The sequence below is a fragment of the Kiloniellales bacterium genome, from assembly GCA_030064845.1.
Lineage (GTDB): Bacteria > Pseudomonadota > Alphaproteobacteria > Kiloniellales > JAKSDN01 > JASJEC01.
In genome coordinates, this window is the sequence record JASJEC010000080.1 from 1 (window position 1) to 19,085 (window position 19,085).

Below are 19,085 nucleotides of genomic sequence, written 5' to 3' on the forward strand. Positions count from 1 at the left end.
AGATCCTGACCGATCCGTCCTACGCCGGACAGATCATCACCTTCACCTTCCCCCATGTCGGCAATGTAGGCGCCAACAGGGAGGACATGGAGACGACCACGCCCTTCGCGCGCGGGCTGGTGCTGCGCTTGGACATCACCGATCCGTCAAACTGGCGTGCCAGCGAGCATCTCGATGCCTTCCTCAAGACCCACGGGCTGGTCGGGCTGGGCGGCATCGACACGCGGGCCCTGACCGGACGGATCAGGGACCGCGGGGCGCCCCGCGGCTGCATCGGTCACGATCCCGAAGGCGCGCTGAACCTGGACTCGATGGGCGAGGCGGCGCGCGGGTGGGCCGGGCTCGAGGGTATGGACCTGGCGAAGGAGGTCTCCTGCACCCAGAGCTACGTCTGGCAGGAAACCGCCTGGTCTCCGAGCGGGGGCTACGGCCGGCTCGAGAGCCCGCGTCACCACGTGGTGGCGATCGACTTCGGGGCGAAGCGAAACATCCTGCGATGCCTCGCCTCGCTCGGCTGCAAGGTCACGGTGGTGCCGGCCGACTGTGCGGCCGACCGAATCCTCGAGATGGCGCCCGACGGGGTCTTCCTGTCCAACGGTCCGGGCGACCCGGCGGCGACCGGCCGCTACGCCGTCGCCACCGTGCAGGCGCTGATCGAGAGCGGACTGCCGATGTTCGGCATCTGCCTAGGCCATCAGATCCTGGCCCTGGCGCTCGGCGCGCGCACCGAGAAGATGCATCTCGGCCACCGGGGCGCCAACCACCCGGTCAAGGACTTGGCGACCGGCAAGGTCGAGATCACCAGCCAGAACCACGGCTTCGTCGTCGTCGAAGAGTCCCTGCCGGAGGGCACCGAAGCGACCCACCGTTCTCTCTTCGACGGCAGCAACGAGGGCCTCCGGCTCAAGGACCGCCCGGTCTTCTCGGTGCAGTATCACCCGGAGGCCTCGCCCGGCCCGCAGGACAGCCACTATCTCTTCGAACGTTTCGTGGCCGCGATCGAGCGCCACAAGGCCGGCTAGTCGAGATCCGGATCGTTGGCGGCGGCCAGCTCGAAGCGCCAGAGCACCTCGACCGGGTCGAAACGGACAAGGTCGATGCGGTCGAACCATCCGAGGAACGGCTTCCACCGCGGCACGAGCGTGGTCAAGGCGCGCATCAGCGTCTCGTGGTCGAGGTTGGCGGCCAGGGTGCAGTGGGGCACCCACTTGCCGACCCGATAGTGCGGGTGGGTTTCCACCCCCAAGGCGTCGTGCAGCTCGGCGTGGAAGCCGAGCAGACGCAGGTCCGGGTCGGGCATGGCCCAGAGAATGTTGCTGTCGCCGGGAAACACGCCCAGGCCCGAGAAACCCGCCACCATCGTGGGCTTGCCGGCGACGAAGCGCTCGAGCCGCTGCTTGGCGGCGGCCACGTCGAGAGCATCGTAGAGCCCGAGGGTGATGTGCGGCCGGTAGGGCGCTCCGTTGTCGAGCCCGGCAAGCCCGTCGGCTGAGAGGCTGCGCCATAGTTCAGTAATCCGGCCGGCCGACGCGGGATCGAGGCAGAGCGATATGGCGAGCGGCATGAATCACCTTCTTTGCGAAAGCGACGAGCGGGAAATGCCAAGCACTCTAGCAGGGAATTGTTAACCTCTTGATCCAGGCATTCGGTTTCGCCGGCACCAGGGCAAGGAACCGACGCAAAGCGATCCGCTCTGGTTTCAGCCGGCTTACTGCGCGTCGTGGAAAATGATGCCCAGCGTGGTTCTCTCACCCTCGGTGACGCGGCTCACGCCGTGGCGCAGCTGCGCGCGGGAGAAGCCCCGGGCGCTCGGCACCGGGCGCAGCTGGCCGGCGAAGATCACGGCGTCTCCCTGTTTAAGGGACACGACCTCGGCCCGGGACTGGCGGCGCGCCCGCTGCTCGACCAGGAGGAATTCACCGCCCGTGAAATCGACCCCCGGCGCGCTGAGCAGGACAGCTACCTGGAAGGGAAAGGCGAGCGCGCCATAGCGGTCCTGATGCAGGCAATTATGGCCTTCCGCCTCGTAGCGGAGCAGGAGGGGGGTCGCGCGCGTCTGGCCGGCGCCACGGCATGCGGTGAGAAAATCAGCGAGCTCCGGCGGATAGCTGAGGTCGAGGCGGAGGCGCTCGGCCCAGCTGTTGGCCAGGGGCGTCAGTCGGCGATAGAGTTCCTGGCGCAGCCCCTCGACCAGCGGCGGCAGCGGGTAGTCGAAATAGCGGTAGACGCCCTCGCCGTAGGCGTGACGCGCCATCTGGACGGTGCTGCGGAAGCCCTCGTCCTGCGTGAAGAGCGCGCCCAGTTCCCGGCATTCGCGAGGCTCGAGAAGCCGTTCCAGAAGCGCGTAGCCGCGCCCGTCCAAGCCTGCTTCGACCGCGCCCCAGGCGCGCCGGGCGAGCCGTCGTTCCACGCCGGCGTCCTCGGCGGCCACCTCGGATCGGGACTGCAAATCCTGTGATGATGCCATGGAAGCCCTCCGTCGGGTCCATGGTCCCGGTGTCCGCCCGGAAGATCCACCCGAATCTTGCGGCGTCAGCCGGACTTCTGGAAGACCAACCGGGCGGGCGAGATCAGCACACCGAACTGCTCGCACCAGATCACCACGGAGGCGTAGCCCGCGGGATCGACCGTCTCGGGAATCCTGAAGACCTGGCTTCCCTTGAAGGCCCGCAGGCGGCCCAGGTCCACGAAAGCCGAAGCCTCGACATCGGTATCCGGCGTCACGTCATCCAGGGGCACGAGATAGACGTGGTACTTGGGGCCGGGGCCCACCTCAAAATCCTCGTCAAGGAAGACCGCGTCCTGAAACAGCGTGACCTTGCCGCTGCCGTAATGCACCGGGTCGTTGGGATTGGCGTGTATGAAGGCGCCGGTCGCCAACACCGTCCTTGTCTCAGCGTTGTCCAGACGCTCCTCGGCCACCATGTCCGCGAGGAAGATGTAGGGGAAGATGAAGATGCCCGCCGCGAAACCGACGAAACCGCCGAGCACGCAGCCGACCAGAAGGCTGACGACGATCCGGCCCATGGTCCCTCTCCCCTGTGGCGGACGACGCAGAGCGCCAGCCTACACCGAACCGACGAAAGCTCAACGGCCGATTCGCGCCGGCGCAGCGCGCTCGGCAGCGCGCGCCGGTAACCGGGGCCGGTCCCGGCGACCAACAAGCAATCCATTGATTTTGATTAAATTATCAGCCGTATGCGCTGTGCCGGCCGAAAGCTGAAGCGCTGCGTGGTTCCAGGTCGCAGCGGGTCGTGGCTTACCGGCCTTTAACCTCGCGGAGCGCGCGTCCGCGGATGCGATCGGCCTGCAGCTTCGACCTCTTGCGATCTTCCCGCAAAGCCGACGTGGTGTAGATCACCGTGCTCTTGGTGCGTCCGCTGTCCTGGTCAAAGATCTCCTCGACCACCCGGGTCTCGCGCGGGCGCACCCCTTCTTCGATGCGTCGAGCCTCGATCAGAGCCTCGTCCCGGTCGGGATGTATGGCCTCGATCTGCCACTGCTCGTGCTCGAAAACCTGGACTTCGAAGGCGATCAGAACCGACATCGCGATGACTTCTCGACTGGCAAAGGGAGGCCAAGACCTTGTCCAGAGATCCTAGACCAAAGGTTAGAAATCTTCGGTTAACGCGCTCTGATTCTGGCCAGGGAAGGCCCGGGCGAAGACCAGATAGCGGAGCGGGCCACCGAGATCGAAGGAATTGAATGGATAGCACGTGATCAACGTGAGGGCCGGCGGGCCCACCGCCGGCGCGAGACGAGCCGCGCGCGAGTCGATCACCTGGCCGGCCTCGACCTGGTAACGCAGACGACGGCCGTCGGGACGTTCCACCTCGACGGCATCCCCGGGCTGCAGATGCTGGAGGAAGCGGAAGTGGGTGTCGCGGTGCCCCGCAATCACCGCGTGTCCGTCCCGGCCCGGCGGCGCACTGCCGTCGAGATGGCCCGGGCCGAAGGCCAGGGTCCGGCCGCTCGCTCCGGCCAGCACGATCCGGTCGATACCGCGGTCGGGCACCCGGAGACGCGCCACCGGGTAGGTATCGGCCCAGGGCCAGGGCCGGAAGATGCCGCCGCCCGCGGCTCGGGTCTGGGCCCAGGCCCGCTCGAGCAGGCCCTCGGCGAGCCGGGCCTTAGCGTGGATCCATCCGGCCTGGCCGAGCAGCAGGAGTCCCGCGGCAAGGGCCAGCAGGCCAAGCACCGCGGCGCCACGGCGCAGCCGAGGGCGCCCGGCCATCTTCAGGCTCCGCGCCGCCTCGGCCGGCGGGCAGCTAGAAGACAGGCCGCGCCGAAGGCGAAAAGGACGGAGGCGCCGAGCAACAGCACCGGCGCCGGTGTCGCGCCCTGGGGCAGGGCGACGGCCTCGCCCCGGAATGCCGCGTCGCGCAGCAGCGTCCGCGGCACCGGCCGCAGCGGCATCACCGCCTCCGGCTCGCCGAAGACCTTCTCGAAGGACATGCCCGCCGGCAGGTTTCGGGCGACCTCATGGCGCCGCAGCGCCATGTCATCGGGTCGCGTCCTCTCCGCTTCGACCGCCACCAGGCTGGTATAGCTGGTGACCAGGCGGTGTTCGAGCGCGAGGGGGATGGCCTCGCGGCGGATGGTCTCGCGGTCGACGCCGCGATAGGCCCCGTCCTGGATGTCGGCGAAGCGCCCGCGCGCCCAGATGGCGGCGACGCCCCTGGCCGGGCGTAGCCCCGCCAGGGAGACCGTGCGGCGCCAGAGCGCGGCGCCGCGGCGCGCCGTGACGACGAGGTCGCCGGACAGGGACTCCAGCGTCCGCCCCTCGAAGCGCGCCGAGAGACTGATCGGCTGGTCGGCGTAGAGGTCCGGCAGCACGGCCGGATACAGCGTCACCCCTCGCGCCAGGGGCGCCGGCCATTCGACCGCGACATCGGTGACCTGGGGCTGCTCGAGCTTGCGGAACAGGCTGCCCATGCGGCCCGCGACCTGGTCCCTGTTGCTGATCGTCACGAAGCTGCCGCGTCCCAGCTCCGCGGCGCGGCGCATGAAATAGCCGTTCGGCGCGGACCCCAGGCCGACGGTGAAGAGGCGCGACTCGCCGAGCCTGGCCGCGATGTCGAGGAACAGCTCGTGCTCGTTGCTGACCGCGCCGTCGGTCAGGAAGACCACCTGCCGGAGGTACTCCGGCAGCGGCGGCTCGCTGAGGGCCTGGACCAGCGCCGGGCGCATCATGGTTCCGCCGTTGGCGTTGAGCGCCGTGATGTGACGGCGCGCCTGGGACAGATTGGCCTCGGAGGCCGGTCGCGAGCCGCGGAACAGCGTCCGCGTGTCGCTGGCAAAGGAGAGGATGTTGAAGCGGTCGCCCGGAGCGAGGCTGTCGAGGGCGAGCGCGAGAGCGTGTTTCGCTTGGTCCAGGGCGACCCCGTGCATGGAGCCCGAGCGGTCGACCACCAGGACGAGGTCGCGCCGCTGTTCGGACGGGCCGGAGGCGCCGGCCATTGCCTCGGGCGGCAGCAGGTCCAGGAGCAGATAGCTCGAGCCGTTCTTCTCTTCGGCGAAGAGCGCGGCCTCCGGCTCCCTCCCCACTTCCGGCCGCCACTGCAGGACGAAATCCCGGTCGGCCGGCACGCTGCCTCGCGCCAGGGTGACGCGGGCACGGCCGATTCCCTCCGCCTCGATATTGATCGGATGGGAGGGGCTTTCCAGGTCGGCAAGCGGCCGGCCCGCATCGATGGAGACTCTCAGTTCGAGGGGATTCGCAGAACCCAGATCGGGATGGCGCACCGGGCCGAAGAGATCGGCGCCCAGCACACCCTGCGCGCCGCCGGCCGCGGTTTCCCGCTGCAGGGCGATGTCGCGGGCCTTGGGCTGACCGATCAGGGGCGTCGGCAGGGCCCGGACCATTTCCGGTCCCGGCGGCGTGAAGCGTGGCGCCACGACCATGGGGAAGCGATAGCTCATCCGGCCGCGCTCGAAGCCGATCCGGTCCTGATACCCGATCTCGATCGTGACCGTTTCGCCGGGTCCGACGTTGGCGACCGAGGTGACGAAGACGTTGGGCCGGGCTGAAGCGAGCAAGCCGGCCCGGCGGCCCTCCCGCGCCGCCTTGAGATAGACCTGTTTAGCGGCCTCCCGTTCCATGACCTGGCCGACGACCCGTCGACCTCCCACCGTCATGATCAGCTCGTCGACCGCCGAGCGTTCAGGCAGCGGGAAGACATAGACGCCCTCCAGCCAGGCCTTGGAGGGATTGTGGAAGCGCTGCCGAACCGTGACGCGAGCGACCTGGCCGTGAATCCGGATCTCGACCTCGCTGGCCAAAGTCGGTGCCTCCAGGACCGCATCCGGCCGTCCCGATTTGAAGAACAGGCCGGCGCGAATCGCTTCGGCGCTCGCGGCGGGGGCGCTCGGGGCGGCTTCCGCCGCCCGCACCGAGAGCACCAGGAGGATGGTGAATAGCGCCGTCACCGTAAGGCGCGCGGTCCAGGTCAGGGCCTTCTGGGCCAACCCGGCCCAGTCGAGAGGAGCCTCACCGGGCGCGCGAGCGAAATCCTGCTGCCTGTCATCCAGATCCATGGCTTTACCCCCTGCTTTTCGCCTTCGAATAGGCGCCGTGCCGTTTCGAGAGGCTGCCATTTCAGCTTCCGGGCGCGGCGGCCGAGAGACGGCCCGGGGGCGATTGCGTGACGCTTTGTGGCCGCAATGAGGCCGGACGGCCGGCCGAACCGGGCCGTCCTGCGCGGTTGCCAGCGATCCGCGCCTGGCCTACCGTGCGGCCGAGCCCAGTTCGGCCCCTCCGTCCGATGACCTCCGAGAGGATCGCAGCCATGTCGCTGATCGCAGAACGTCTGTCCCGCATCAAGCCGTCGCCGACCATCGCCGTGTCGCAGAAGGCGCGCGAGCTCAAGGCGGCCGGCCAGGACGTGATCGGACTGGGCGCCGGCGAGCCCGACTTCGATACGCCGGACAACATCAAGGCGGCTGCCATCGCCGCGATCCAGGACGGCCAGACCAAATACACCGCGGTCGACGGCACGGCGGAGCTGAAGGCGGCGATCTGCGCCAAGTTCAAGCGGGAGAACGGGCTGGACTACGCGCCCGAGCAGGTCTCGGTCGGCACCGGCGGCAAGCAGGTGCTCTACAACGCCCTGATGGCGACGCTCGACCCCGGCGACGAGGTCATCATCCCCGCTCCCTACTGGGTCAGCTATCCCGACATGGTGCTGCTCGCCGGTGGCGAGCCGGTCTTCGTGCCCTGCGCCCAGAACAACAACTTCAAGCTGACCGCCGAGGACCTGGAGGCGGCGATCACGCCCAAGAGCAAGTGGCTGATCCTCAACAGCCCCTCGAACCCGACCGGCTCGGCCTACACGCAAGACGAGCTTAAGGCGCTGACCGAGGTGCTGCTGCGCCACGAACAGGTCTGGGTGCTGACCGACGACATGTACGAGCACTTGGTCTACGACGACTTTCGTTTCACGACCGCGGCCCAGGTGGAACCGGGGCTTAAGGACCGGACGTTGACGATGAACGGCGTCTCCAAGGCCTACTGCATGACCGGGTGGCGGATCGGCTACGGCGCCGGGCCGGTCCAGCTTATCAAGGCCATGTCCAAGGTGCAGTCGCAGTCGACCAGCAACCCCTCCTCGATCAGCCAGGCGGCCGCCATCGAGGCGCTTAACGGCCCGCAGGACTTCATCGCCGCCCACAACGAGGTGTTCAAGTCGCGGCGCGACCTCGTCGTCGACCGGCTCAACAAGTGCCCGGGCCTGCATTGCCACAAGCCGGAAGGCGCCTTCTACGTCTATCCTTCCTGCGCCGGGGCGATCGGCAAGAAAACGCCCGACGGCAAGACCATCGAGACCGACAGCGACTTCGTGACCTATCTGCTGGAGGCCGAGGGCGTGGCCGCGGTTCAGGGGGTCGCCTTCGGCCTCTCGCCCTACTTCCGGATCTCCTACGCCACCTCGACCGAGGCCCTGGAAGAGGCCTGCGCGCGGATCAAGCGGGCCTGCGAGGCCCTGACCGGCTGACCGGAGCGCTTCGCATCCGCGGTCTCAGGCGGCGCCCCGGCCCTTGAGCCCCGCATGGGGAAAAGCCGGGGCGAAGCCCGCTTAAGCGCTCCGATAGAGTTTTGTCATGACGAACTCGCGGTGGCCCAGCACCTCGGCGGCGGTCAGGCGCCCGTTGCAGGTGCGGATCGTCATGTCGATCAGGGCGTCGCCCGCGCTGTCCAGGGTCATCTCGCGGCGCAGGATGCCCGAGACGTCGAGGTCGACGTGCTCGCTCATCTCGCGCGCCGTGCGCGGGTTGGCGGTCAGCTTGATCACCGGCTCGATCGGGTTGCCGATCACGTTGCCCTGGCCAGTCGGGAAGAGGTGCACGACGAAGCCCGCCGCCGCCTGCAGGGTCACGCACTCGGCCGCCGCCGAGGAGGTGTCCATGAAGTAGAGGCCGGGGCCCTTGGCCGGCGCCTCGGCCGGGCCGAGCACGTCGACGAACTGGGTCTTCTTGCCGATCTTCTCCAGGTTGCCGAAGGCTTTTTCCTCGATCGTCGTCAAGCCGCCCTCGATGTTGCCCTTGGTCGGCTGGCTCTCGGAGAGGTCGCTGGTCTTGTAGGGCTCGATCACCTCGTCCATGTAGGCCTGCCAGGTGGCGAGGAACTTCTCTCCGGCCTCCTTGGTCTTGCCGCGCTTCGCGCAGACCTGCTCGGCCCCGGTGATCTCCGAAGTCTCGCCGAAGCAGGTGGTGGCGCCCAGGGGATCCAGCTTGTCGATCAGGTTGCCGACCGTCGGATTGGAGGCCAGGCCCGACGTGGTGTCGGACTCGCCGCACTTGACCGAGATCCAGAGGTCTTCCATCGCACAGGGCTCGCGCCGCAGCTCGGAAGCCGCCTGGACGAACTCCTGGGCCTTGCGGCTGGCCGCCGCGACGGTCTTGATCTCGCCGTTGCGCTCGATCGCGAAGCCCTCGACCGGCTTGCCGGTCTTGGCGATGCCCTCGACCACGCGGCCGGTCCAGCCCGGCTCGATGCCGATCACGATGACCGCCGCGCAGTTGGGATTGGAACCGGTGCCGATCAGGGTGCGGAAGTGCAGCTCCAGGTCCTCGCCGAACTGCAGCCGGCCGTAGCTGTGCGGCAGGGCCAGCGTGCCCTGGACATTGTTGGCCACCTTCTCGCAGGCCGCGTTGGACAGGTCGTCGAGCGGCAGGATCGCCACATGGTTGCGGATGCCGACGCGGCCGTTCTCGCGCCGGTAGCCGAGGAATTTCATGTCGCTCATGGCTCTACCACTTCTTGGTCTTGAGGTTCTGGACGTGGACATGGCTGCCCGCCGGGATCGCCGCCACGGCCTTGCCGATGTCGTGGCCGTACTTGAGGACGGCGTCGCCGTCGGCGATGTCGCCCAGCGCGATCTTGTGGCCCAGGGGAATCGAATCGAGCGCCTTGGCGCTGATCGTCTCGTCGGTCTCCATCAGCCAGCCGGTCAGATCGGCACCGGCCTCGACGCCCTCGACCACGACGACGCCGACCGTGTCGGTCTTGTCGTGGACAATGAAATGCGTGGTCATATGCCCCGCTCCCTTCCCGAATTTATCCTAAGCGCTGGAACTTAGGTCCGGCGGTTTTCGTTGTCAAAGATCATTTATCTTATATAAGAATTTCAAGCCAGGAGGAGAGCGTGAGCGCATCCGAGGAAAGCGGCGCGGCGGCGCCCCGTTTCGAGCCGCTCTACCGCCAGGTTAGGCAGATCCTGCAGGATCGGATCGCCAGCGGTGACTGGCCGCCGGGTTCGCTCCTGCCGGCCGAGCCCAAGCTGGCGGAGTCGCTCGGCGTCAGCCCGGGCACGGTCAGGAAGGCGCTCGACTCCCTCGCCCTCGAGCGCCTCGTCGTGCGCCAACAGGGCCGCGGCACCTTCGTCGCGGCCCAGACGCCGGACAGCTCGCTGTTCCGCTTCTTCAGCGTGGTCGGCGAGGACGGCGAACAGGCGATTCCCGACAGCCGGGAGCTCGGCCGCGAGGTCGGCGCCGCCACCACCGAGGAACGGCGCCGGCTGGCCCTGAGCGGCCGCGCCCGGGTGCTCCGGCTCGACCGGGTGCGCCCCCTGGCGGGCCGCGACGCGCTGGTCGAGCGGGTCGTCCTGCCGCTCGCACTCTTCCCCGGGCTGGAGCGGGAGGAGAGCCTGCCCAACACGCTCTACGACCACTATCAGCACCGCTACGGCATTACGATCAGGCGCGCCGACGAGACCCTGCGCGCGGCATCGGCCGGCGGCCGGGTCGCCCGGGTGCTCGGCATCAAGCCCGGCACACCGCTCTTGGCGATCGACCGCGTGGCCATCAGCTTCGACGACAAGCCGGTGGAATGGCGGGTGAGCCTGCTGGACACCCGGTTCTTCGCCTACCGCAACGTGCTGCGGTAAAGACCAAACAACACGCCCACCCAAAGAAAAAGGCCCCGGGCATCCTGCGCCGGGGCCGAAGGTGTCCAGACAGGGAGATCTAGATTTCGCCTGCTTTCATCTGCTGGGCGATGTGGTCCGCCTGGCGGATCGCCAAGGACACGATGGTCAGCGTCGGGTTCTCCGCGCCGCCCGTGGTGAACTGGCTGCCGTCCGAGATGAAGAGGTTCTTGATGTCGTGGGTCTGGCCGAAAGCGTTGCAGACGCCGTCGGCGGCCTTGGCGCTCATACGGCAGGTGCCCAGGTTGTGGGTCGAGGGATAGGGCGGCGTCTCGACCACCCGCTTCGCCCCGACCGCCTCGTAGACCGCCGAGCCCTGCTTGTAGGCATGGTTGCGCATGGCCACGTCGTTCGCGTGGTCGTCGAAGTGGACGTTGGGCACCGGAAGGCCGAACTGGTCCTTCTCGCTGGCGTGCAGCGTGATGGCGTTCTTCTCCTGCGGCATGTCCTCGCCGACCAGCCACATGCCGGCCATGTTCTCGTACTCGTCCATGGCTGCGGTGAAGTCGGCGCCCCAGGCCCCGGGGTTGAGAAAGGCCGCCATGAAGGGCAGGCCGAGAGAGAGGGTCTCCATCTCGTAGCCGCCGACAAAGCCACGGCTCGGGTCGTTGACCGACTCGTCGGCGATGATGCCGGCCATGGTCGTCCCCCGGTACATGTTCACCGGCCGGTCGAAGGTCGCGTAGACCGAGCCGGTCATGTGCCGCATGTAGTTCTTGCCGACCTGCCCCGAGGAATTGGCCAGGCCGTCGGGGAACTTTGAGGAGGCCGAGTTGAGCAGAAGGCGCGGCGTCTCGATCGAGTTGCCGGCGACGCAGACGGCCCGGGCCTTCTGCAGCTGCTGATTGCCGTCCTTGTCGGCGTAGAGCACGCCCGAAACCTTGCCAGCATCGTCGTGCTGAATCTGCAGCACCTGGGCCTCGGTCCTAAGGTCGAGATTGCCGGTCGCCTCGGCCTTCGGAATCTCGACATAGAGCGTCGACCACTTGGCCCCCGACTTGCAGCCCTGGAAGCAGAAGCCGATCTGCTGGCAGGCGGCGCGGCCGTCGCGCGGCCGGCTATTGATCGCCATGCGGCCGGTGTGGACGTCCTTGTAGCCGAGCCGCTTGGCCCCGGCGTACATGACCATGAAGTTGTTGTTGCCGGGCAGGCCGGGAATGCCGTTGGTCCGGGTCACGCCCATCTTGTCCTCGGCCTTGGCGTAGTAGGGCTCGAGGTCCGCCAGCGTCACCGGCCAGTCGAGCAGGCTAGCACCATCGATCTCGCCGTACTCGCTCTTGACCCGGAACTCGTGCTCCTGGAAGCGCAGCGAGGCGCCGGCCCAGTGCACCGTCGAGCCGCCGACGGTCTTGCAGATCCAGGCCGGCAGGCCCGCGAAGTCCTTGGCGACGCGCCAGGTGCCCGAGGTGGTCCGCTTATCGAGCCAGGAGATCTGACCGAAGGAGCCCCACTCGTCGTTCTGGAAGTCGGTGATCTCCTCGCGCCCGCCAGCCTCCAGCAGCACCACCTTGACGCCCTTCTGGCAGAGCTCGTTGGCCAGGGTACCGCCGCCCGCCCCGGAGCCGATGATCGCGACGACCGAGTCGTCGTTCAGGTCGAATTTCGCCATTGTTCCCGCCTCCCCGCTCAGCCGGCCTTGGGGCTGGCGTCCTCGGAAGGACGCTCGAGCCAGTTCAGGTCGTCGAAGCCGCGGTCGAGGTAGCCGCCGAACTCGTAGGACGGCCCCTCGTATCCGAAGTGGCGCCAGACCAGCCGGTCGTTGTAGAGGCTGACCACGGTGGTGCCGCGCACCTTCTGGAAGAAGGCGTCGTCCTGCATCGCGGTCAGCACCTCGAGCTGATAGCCATCGGAGAGCTCGACCCACTTGACGCCCTTGGCCGCGTCCAGCTTGCCGACCCCATCCTTGATCAGCGCCGCCGTATCGGCGTTGCCCTTGGCCTCACTGTCCAGCGCCCCGACCACCGCGGCGTAGTAGATGTCGCTCAGCGTATCGTGGGGATAGAGCCTGCGGCTCATCTTCAGGAGGGTCATGCCCTCGTGGGCGCTGAGGCTCTGCAGATCCAGGGCCCAGGCCCCGTCGCTCGACATCAGGACCGTGCCCGAAGCGACCACCGCCGCGCCGGCCGCAGCCAGGGAACTGGTCTGCAGGAACTGGCGGCGGTTCATACCTGACTTGCTCATTTAAGTTTCCTTCCCGTTCCGTTCTTTTCTTGCTTGCGGCTCGGGTCCTTGGCGCCCGAATCCGCGGAAAGACGCCGCCTGGCGGCGGCGCCCTACTGGTAGCGCCCGTGCCGCTCCAGCACCTCGATCTTGTAGCCGTCGGGGTCTTGGACGAAGAAGAACCGGGCCATCAGCGCACCGTCGCGGTGGAATTCCTTGACGTCGTTCGGCGCCAGGCCGAGCTCCTTGAAGCGATGATGCTCGGCCTTGGCGTCGTCGACGCAAACCGCGACGTGGCCATAGCCGGACCCGTGGGTGTAGGGCTCGGTCTCGCCCTTGTTCAGAGTCAGCTCGATCTCGAAGTCGTTCTCCTCGTTGCGCAGATAGACCAGCGCGAAGCCGTCGAAATCGAAGTGATCGGCGACCTTGAGTCCGAAGGCCCGGCCGTAGAAGTCGATCGAGCGGTCGAGATCGAGCACCCGGATCATCGTATGGATCGCCTTCGCCATCGTCGGCTCCTCCCTTTCCCCAGTCGTCTGGCCCTCGGTTCAGGATACCGCCGGGCTGAGAGGCGGTGGTGGTAGTCCGCTACTACAACACCGTCAGGAAACCGTGCCCGCGCCGCTATTCGGCCGCACCGGCCATCAGTTCGAGGCGCGCCTCCGCCGTTACTGTCCCGGGCTCCTTGAGGTAGAGCACGCAGCCGACCCTGAGCAGCGACGCGAAGTTGGCGATCTCGCCGCGCTGCTCGAGCACCTCGTCGTAGAGCATGGAGAGGAAGCGCGGCGTGGTCAGTCCCTGCCGCGCTGCCAGGTCGTCCAGGATTTCCCAGAAAGTGGCTTCCAGGCGGATGCTGGTCGCGTGGCCCGCCAGCCGCACCGAGCGGGTCACGCTCTCGTAGTCGGCCGGATCCTGGCCGGCGAAAATCTGGCACATGCTCGTCCCTCCCTGGCTTCGGCCATTTCCGCCCCGGCGGCCCGCGGTCGGCGGCCTGAATGTTTTTCTCAGTCTAGCACGCTCGACCGGCAGCAAGGCAAACGCGGGAAGCCGCCGGACGGCCCCCTTTTGGGTTGCAAGGGCGGGGGTTTGTTTGGAACCATAACCGGTCCAGAAGCACGACGGGAGGCGCCTCGCCGAAGATGGCCTCGATCAAGGGCCACGCGGGCGCGAACGCTAAAGACGGGGAGACGAACATGACGACAAGGCCCGGATCATCGCCGCGCTGCGCCGTACTCATCGGACCATACACCAGCGGCAAGACGTCCCTGCTCGAGGCGATGCTGCACGGCGCAGGCGCCACCCACCGCAAGGGATCGGTCGTCGAGGGCAACAGCGTCGGCGATTCCTCGCCCGAGGCGCGCAACCGCCAGATGAGCACGGAGCCCAACTTCGCCCACTGCGAATACCTGGGCGAGCGCTGGTTCTTCATAGACTGCCCGGGGTCGATCGAGTTGAGCCAGGACAGCCGCAACGCGCTGATGGCCGCCGACGTCGCCATCCTGGTCGCCGAGCCGGAGATCGAGCGGATCCTTACCTTGGCACCGATCTTCCGTTTTCTGGAAGACTACCAGATTCCCCACGTCCTCTTCGTCAACAAGATGGACAAGGCCAGCCTGCGGGTCCGCGATCTGATGAGCGCGCTTCAGGGCGTCTCGCCCAAGCCCCTGGTGCTGCGCCAGGTGCCGATCCGCGACGGCGAGGAGATCACCGGCTTCGTCGACCTGGTCAGCGAGCGCGCCTACCACTATCAGGAAGGCAAGAGCTCCGACCTGATCGAGATGCCGGAGGCGGTCAAGGAACGGGAGAGCGAGGCGCGCCAGGAAATGCTCGAGTCCCTGGCCGATTTCGACGACGACCTGCTCGAGCAGCTGCTCGAGGACAAGATCCCGGCCCCCGGCGAGATCTACCAGCAGCTCACCAAGGACCTGCAGGAAGACCTCATCGTGCCAGTCCTGCTCGGCTCGGCCGATAACGCCAACGGCATCACGCGGCTCCTGAAGGTGCTGCGCCACGAAGTCGCCGGACCGGACAAGACGGCGGAACGGCTGGGCATTCCCACGGGCGGTCCCTTCACCGCCTCGGTGATCAAGACCCTGCACCAGGCGCACACCGGGCGGCTCAGCGTGGTCCGCATCTGGGACGGCGCCATGGAAGACGGCATGACCGTCGCCGGCGAGCGGGTGTCCGGGCTCTACCACCTGATGGGCGGCGAGAACCAGAAGATCGACAAGGCCGAAGCGGGCGAGCTGGTCGCGCTGGGCCGGCTGGAAGAGCCGCAGACCTCCGAGCTGCTGAACGCCGAGGGGCGCCACGCCGATTCCGGGATGGCCTGGCCGGAAGTCAAGACGCCGGTCTTCTCCCTGGCCGTCGCGCCGAAGAACCGCCAGGACGAGGTCAAGCTGACCTCCTGCATCGCCAAGTTGATCGAGGAGGATCCTTCGCTCTCGATCGAGCACAACCCGAGCACGCACCAGATGCTGCTGTGGGGCCAGGGCGAGATCCACCTGCGGCTGGCGACCGAACGACTCAAGAGCAAGTACAACGTCGACGTGGAAACCGCGCTGCCGCTGACCGCCTACAAGGAGACCATCCGCAAGGGCGTGACCCAGCACTCGCGGTTCAAGCGCCAGACCGGCGGCCACGGGCAGTTCGGCGACGTCCAGGTCGAGATCAAGCCGCAGCCCCGCGGCGAGGGCTTCGCCTTCACCAACTCCATCGTCGGCGGCGCGATCCCCAGGAACTACATCCCGGCGGTCGAGCACGGGGTGAAGGAATACCTGGAGAAGGGGCCTCTGGGCTTCCCGGTGGTCGACGTCTCGGTCAATCTCTTCGACGGCCAGTACCACACGGTGGATTCCTCCGACATGGCCTTCAAGACCGCCGGGCGCCTGGCCATGTCGGAAGGCATGCCGAAGTGCGATCCCGTGCTGCTGGAGCCGATCTACGAGGTGACCATCGCAGTGCCTACGGACTTCACCAACAAGATCCACGGTCTGGTCAGCGGCCGCCGGGGCCAGATCCTGGGCTTCGAGCCCAAGGCGGGCTGGGACGGCTGGGACGAGCTGAAGTGCTACATGCCCCAGTCGGAGATCCACGACCTCGTGGTCGAGCTGCGCTCGCTCACCCTCGGCGTCGGCAACTTCGCCTGGCGCTATGATCACCTGCAGGAGCTGACCGGCAAGCTGGCCGAGAAGGTGATCGCCGACCGGACCGAGGCGACCTAGCGTGGCGGGACGGTCGTGACCCCCGAGGCCGCCGAGGAAGCGGCCCGGCTCCTGCTCGCCGCCCGGCGCGACCGGCGCGCCATCCCGGCGCTGCCGGACCACTGCCGGCCGTCGAGCGTCGCGGAGGGCTACCGGGTCCAGGCGGCCTTCGTCGCCGGGAGCGACGATGTCGCCGCCGGCTACAAGATCGGCGCGACCAGCGCCAAAGCCCAGGAAGCGCTCGGCGTCGACGGGCCGTTCAGCGGCCGTATCCTGCGCGGCCGCCTGTTCAACAGCCCGGCGGTTGTCCTCGGCGACGCCTTCGCCTTCCGCCTGCTGGAGCCCGAGTTCGCGTTCCGTCTGGGCCGCGAACCGGTGCCCGGGAGCGGCGGCTTCGCGCCCGAGGACCTGGCGGACGCCGTGGCCTCGGTACACCCCTCTTTCGAGGTCGTGACCAGCGCCCTGGATAACTGGATGAGCCAGGGCGCCGCCTCGCTGATCGCTGACAACGGCGTGCACGGCGCGCTGGTCCTGGGGCCGGGCACAGGGGACTGGCGCGACCTGGACCTGGCGGCGCAGGAAGTCGTGCTGAGCGTGAACGGCGTGGAACGCAGCCGGGGGCGCGGCGCCAACGCGTTCGGCGGACCCCTGATCGCCCTCACCTGGCTCGCCAGCCACCTGGCGGAACGCGGCCAGGCGCTCGAGTCCGGCGACATCGTCTCGACCGGCGTGGTGACCGAGTTCCTCGAGCTCCAGGCGGGCGACGAGGCCGCCGCCGACTACGGCCCGCTCGGCCGGATCGAGCTGCAGATCCGATGACCGGCAGCCCTTGCAGTCCCTGCCGGTCTGCCATGCAGCGCTTGCGGGACTGTAAGGGAATCTTCGCTTGAACCCGAACTGAGAACAATTAAGTATTGTTCATCAGCGCACTAATACGTTTTTTGGAATCATTCCACGTTCGAGACCCTGAGGAGGAACCTGATCATGGAGATCAACACCGGCATCGCGAGCAGTGACCGCACGGTCATCGCGGAGGGCCTGTCGCGCCTCCTGGCCGACAGCTACACCCTCTACCTCAAGACCCACAACTTCCACTGGAACGTCACCGGCCCGATGTTCCAGACCCTCCACACCATGTTCGAGCAGGAGTACACCGAGCTGGCCACCGCGGTGGACGAGATCGCCGAGCGCATCCGCGCGCTGGGCCACTACGCCCCCGGCAGCTACGCCGCCTTCGGCAAGCTGAGCTCGATCAGCGAGGCCGAGGACGTGCCGTCGGCCACCGACATGATCGGCCAGCTGGTCGCCGGCCACGAGGCGGTCGCCGCCACGGCGCGCTCGGTCTTCCCAGCCGCCGAGGAAGGCAACGACGAGGTCACCGCCGACCTCCTGACCCAGCGCATGCAGGTACACGAGAAGACCGCCTGGATGCTGCGCAGCCTGCTCGACTGAGCCAACACGCGTCGCCGGTTCACCCTCCCTGCCCTGCCCGGAAGCGCCCTGCCTCCGGGCAGGGCGAGGGGTGAATGCGTCTCTTCCTTCTTCACGGCCCAAGCGTCGGCGGGACCGAGGGCGATTCCCTTGGACCCGCAAGTGCTTTAGCATCCCGTTCCCGCGGGCTTCGGCCCGAGCGCCATGGCGACGAGAGCGTGAGATGCAGGATCCGCCGACCCGAGAACCGGTGCTGGTGATCGAGGACGACCGCAAGATCGCCTCGCTGGTGGCGACCTATCTCGAGCGGGCGGGCTTCGACGTCCACGTCGCCCACGACGGCCGGACCGGACTGGCGCTCTGCCGGGCCGAGAACCCCTGCCTCGTCGTGCTCGACCTGATGCTGCCCCAGCTGGACGGCTGGGACGTGTGCCGCGCGATCCGCCAGGCCTCCGACACCCCCGTTCTGATCCTCAGCGCCCGCGAGGAGGAGAGCGACCGCATCCTCGGCTTCTCGCTCGGCGCCGACGACTACGTGGTCAAGCCCTTCAGCCCGCGCGAGCTGGTCGAGCGGGTCAAGGCAATCCTGCGCCGTTCGGCCGCCGCCGGCCCGCCCGCCGCGAGCCGCCTGGTCGCCGGCGCCCTGGCGATCGAGCCCGAGAAGCACAAGGTCACGCTGAGCGGCGCGGAAGTGGCGCTGACGCCGTCGGAGTACAAGCTGCTCCACACGCTGATGTCGGCCCCGGGCCGGGTCTTCTCCCGCTCCGAGCTGCTCGACCGGCTCTACGCCGACGGCGGGGTCGTGGTGGACCGCGTGGTCGACGTCCACATCGGCAAGCTGCGGCAGAAGATCGAGCCCGATCCCGCGATGCCGAGCTTCGTGCTGACCGTGCGCGGGGTCGGCTACCGCTTCACCGAGACCGCGCCGACCTGAGACGGATCCGAGGCCCCATGCGCAACCGCCTCCTGTGGAAGCTCCTGGCCGTGAACGCGGTGGTGATCGCCGTGGTCATCCTGATCGTGTGGCTGGCGATCGACTATCTGGCCGCCGACTACTTCTCGGCGATCATGGAGCGCTACAACATCTCGCCGGCCGACAGCCACCAGATGTTCCTCGACTCGATCCACCGCTTCCTGGTCCAGGGCAGCCTCCTGGCCCTCGCGGTGGCGGTCCTGCTGTCCTTCCTGATGACCCGCCGAGTTCTGGCGCCCCTCTCGCAGATGACCGCCGTCTCCCGCCGGATCGCCGCCGGCGACTACAGCGCGCGGGTCGAGACCAGCGCGGGCGACGAGGTCGGCCAGCTGGCCCGGGCCTTCAACCAGATGAGCGATTCCCTGGAGCGGGTCGAGCGCCTGCGCCGCTCGATGGCGACCGACCTGGCGCACGAACTGCGCACGCCCCTGACCAACATCCGCGGCTACCTGGAGGCGCTCGCCGACGGCGTGGTGCCGCCCTCCAAGGACACCTTCGACATGCTGCAGGAGGAGATCCTGCGCCTGGTCCGCTTGGTCGAGGACCTCAACCAGCTGACCAAGGCCGACGCGGCCAAGGCCTTCCTGCGCAAGGAGGAGATCGAGCTCGGCGACCTGATGGCCCGGGTGGTCCAGCTCTACCAGTACCAGTTCGACAACAAGGAGATCGCGGTCGAGACCGACATCGGCGAACGGGCCGGCCACATCCGGGGCGATCGCGACAAGCTTCTGCTGGTCCTGCGCAACCTGATCCAGAACGCCGCGCAGTACGCCACCCCGGGCGGCCGCGTGAAGATCACGGCGGCACGGGTCGGCGACGGCGTCGAGGTGTCCTTCGTCAACCCGGCGGCGGGGATCGGGGCGCAGGATCTCGACCTGATCTTCGAGCGCTTCC

General features: G+C 67.9%; 20 protein-coding genes. 8 read left to right on the forward strand and 12 right to left on the reverse strand.

Annotated features, from left to right (window positions below; genetic code table 11):
- Positions 1–2 precede the first annotated feature (2 nt).
- The gene (gene carA, locus QNJ67_20140) at positions 3–1,022 is read left to right on the forward strand and encodes a glutamine-hydrolyzing carbamoyl-phosphate synthase small subunit (protein ID MDJ0611295.1); all 1,020 of its coding nucleotides are present in this window, start codon (positions 3–5) and stop codon (positions 1,020–1,022) included.
- On the opposite strand, the gene QNJ67_20145 is transcribed toward carA, so the two are convergent.
- The 6 genes from QNJ67_20145 to QNJ67_20170 form a co-directional block, all read right to left on the reverse strand.
- Complete coding sequence (locus QNJ67_20145) at positions 1,019–1,564, reverse strand: 2'-5' RNA ligase family protein (GenBank protein MDJ0611296.1); 546 nt, start codon at positions 1,562–1,564, stop codon at positions 1,019–1,021. The two genes, carA and QNJ67_20145, sit on opposite strands and share 4 nt — an antisense overlap.
- 144 nt (positions 1,565–1,708) lie before the next feature.
- A complete protein-coding gene (locus tag QNJ67_20150; protein ID MDJ0611297.1) occupies positions 1,709–2,467 on the reverse strand; it encodes a 2OG-Fe(II) oxygenase in 759 nt (252 codons plus the stop codon).
- 65 nt (positions 2,468–2,532) lie between these two features.
- On the reverse strand, positions 2,533–3,027 hold the full coding sequence (locus tag QNJ67_20155; protein ID MDJ0611298.1) for a DM13 domain-containing protein: 495 nt from the start codon (positions 3,025–3,027) through the stop codon (positions 2,533–2,535).
- A gap of 232 nt (positions 3,028–3,259) precedes the next feature.
- Complete coding sequence (locus QNJ67_20160) at positions 3,260–3,547, reverse strand: hypothetical protein (GenBank protein MDJ0611299.1); 288 nt, start codon at positions 3,545–3,547, stop codon at positions 3,260–3,262.
- A 63-nt stretch (positions 3,548–3,610) separates the two neighbouring features.
- Positions 3,611–4,234: a class GN sortase gene (locus tag QNJ67_20165; GenBank protein ID MDJ0611300.1), complete on the reverse strand. Its 624-nt coding sequence runs from the start codon at positions 4,232–4,234 to the stop codon at positions 3,611–3,613.
- A gap of 2 nt (positions 4,235–4,236) precedes the next feature.
- On the reverse strand, positions 4,237–6,537 hold the full coding sequence (locus tag QNJ67_20170) for a marine proteobacterial sortase target protein (GenBank protein ID MDJ0611301.1): 2,301 nt from the start codon (positions 6,535–6,537) through the stop codon (positions 4,237–4,239).
- 251 nt (positions 6,538–6,788) lie between these two features.
- Between QNJ67_20170 and QNJ67_20175 the strand changes: the two genes are divergently transcribed.
- Positions 6,789–7,994, forward strand: coding sequence for an aspartate transaminase (locus QNJ67_20175; protein MDJ0611302.1), 1,206 nt, complete (start codon positions 6,789–6,791; stop codon positions 7,992–7,994).
- A gap of 81 nt (positions 7,995–8,075) precedes the next feature.
- Here the strand turns inward: QNJ67_20175 and QNJ67_20180 are convergent, their stop codons facing one another.
- Positions 8,076–9,245, reverse strand: coding sequence for a UxaA family hydrolase (locus tag QNJ67_20180; GenBank protein MDJ0611303.1), 1,170 nt, complete (start codon positions 9,243–9,245; stop codon positions 8,076–8,078).
- A gap of 4 nt (positions 9,246–9,249) precedes the next feature.
- A complete protein-coding gene (locus tag QNJ67_20185; protein MDJ0611304.1) occupies positions 9,250–9,534 on the reverse strand; it encodes a UxaA family hydrolase in 285 nt (94 codons plus the stop codon).
- Between the two features lie 110 nt (positions 9,535–9,644).
- Here QNJ67_20185 and QNJ67_20190 point away from each other — a divergent pair, with 110 nt between their 5' ends.
- The gene (locus QNJ67_20190) at positions 9,645–10,385 is read left to right on the forward strand and encodes a GntR family transcriptional regulator (GenBank protein ID MDJ0611305.1); all 741 of its coding nucleotides are present in this window, start codon (positions 9,645–9,647) and stop codon (positions 10,383–10,385) included.
- A gap of 79 nt (positions 10,386–10,464) precedes the next feature.
- Here the strand turns inward: QNJ67_20190 and QNJ67_20195 are convergent, their stop codons facing one another.
- From QNJ67_20195 to QNJ67_20210, 4 genes are all read right to left on the reverse strand, one after another.
- Positions 10,465–12,033: a GMC family oxidoreductase gene (locus tag QNJ67_20195; GenBank protein MDJ0611306.1), complete on the reverse strand. Its 1,569-nt coding sequence runs from the start codon at positions 12,031–12,033 to the stop codon at positions 10,465–10,467.
- A 17-nt stretch (positions 12,034–12,050) separates the two neighbouring features.
- Complete coding sequence (locus QNJ67_20200; GenBank protein MDJ0611307.1) at positions 12,051–12,605, reverse strand: twin-arginine translocation signal domain-containing protein; 555 nt, start codon at positions 12,603–12,605, stop codon at positions 12,051–12,053.
- Positions 12,606–12,697: 92 nt separating this feature from the next.
- Positions 12,698–13,093: a VOC family protein gene (locus QNJ67_20205; protein ID MDJ0611308.1), complete on the reverse strand. Its 396-nt coding sequence runs from the start codon at positions 13,091–13,093 to the stop codon at positions 12,698–12,700.
- A gap of 115 nt (positions 13,094–13,208) precedes the next feature.
- Positions 13,209–13,520 carry a ribbon-helix-helix domain-containing protein gene (locus QNJ67_20210; protein MDJ0611309.1) on the reverse strand — a complete coding sequence of 104 codons (312 nt, stop codon included), beginning with the start codon at positions 13,518–13,520 and terminating at the stop codon, positions 13,209–13,211.
- A gap of 257 nt (positions 13,521–13,777) precedes the next feature.
- Here QNJ67_20210 and QNJ67_20215 point away from each other — a divergent pair, with 257 nt between their 5' ends.
- The 5 genes from QNJ67_20215 to QNJ67_20235 form a co-directional block, all read left to right on the forward strand.
- Positions 13,778–15,808 carry an elongation factor G gene (locus QNJ67_20215; protein ID MDJ0611310.1) on the forward strand — a complete coding sequence of 677 codons (2,031 nt, stop codon included), beginning with the start codon at positions 13,778–13,780 and terminating at the stop codon, positions 15,806–15,808.
- A gap of 15 nt (positions 15,809–15,823) precedes the next feature.
- The gene (locus QNJ67_20220) at positions 15,824–16,606 is read left to right on the forward strand and encodes a fumarylacetoacetate hydrolase family protein (protein MDJ0611311.1); all 783 of its coding nucleotides are present in this window, start codon (positions 15,824–15,826) and stop codon (positions 16,604–16,606) included.
- 165 nt (positions 16,607–16,771) lie between these two features.
- The gene (locus QNJ67_20225) at positions 16,772–17,239 is read left to right on the forward strand and encodes a Dps family protein (GenBank protein MDJ0611312.1); all 468 of its coding nucleotides are present in this window, start codon (positions 16,772–16,774) and stop codon (positions 17,237–17,239) included.
- A 202-nt stretch (positions 17,240–17,441) separates the two neighbouring features.
- The gene (locus tag QNJ67_20230; GenBank protein ID MDJ0611313.1) at positions 17,442–18,152 is read left to right on the forward strand and encodes a response regulator transcription factor; all 711 of its coding nucleotides are present in this window, start codon (positions 17,442–17,444) and stop codon (positions 18,150–18,152) included.
- Between the two features lie 17 nt (positions 18,153–18,169).
- On the forward strand, positions 18,170–19,085 hold a 916-nt coding region (locus QNJ67_20235; protein MDJ0611314.1), incomplete at its 3' end, for a HAMP domain-containing protein.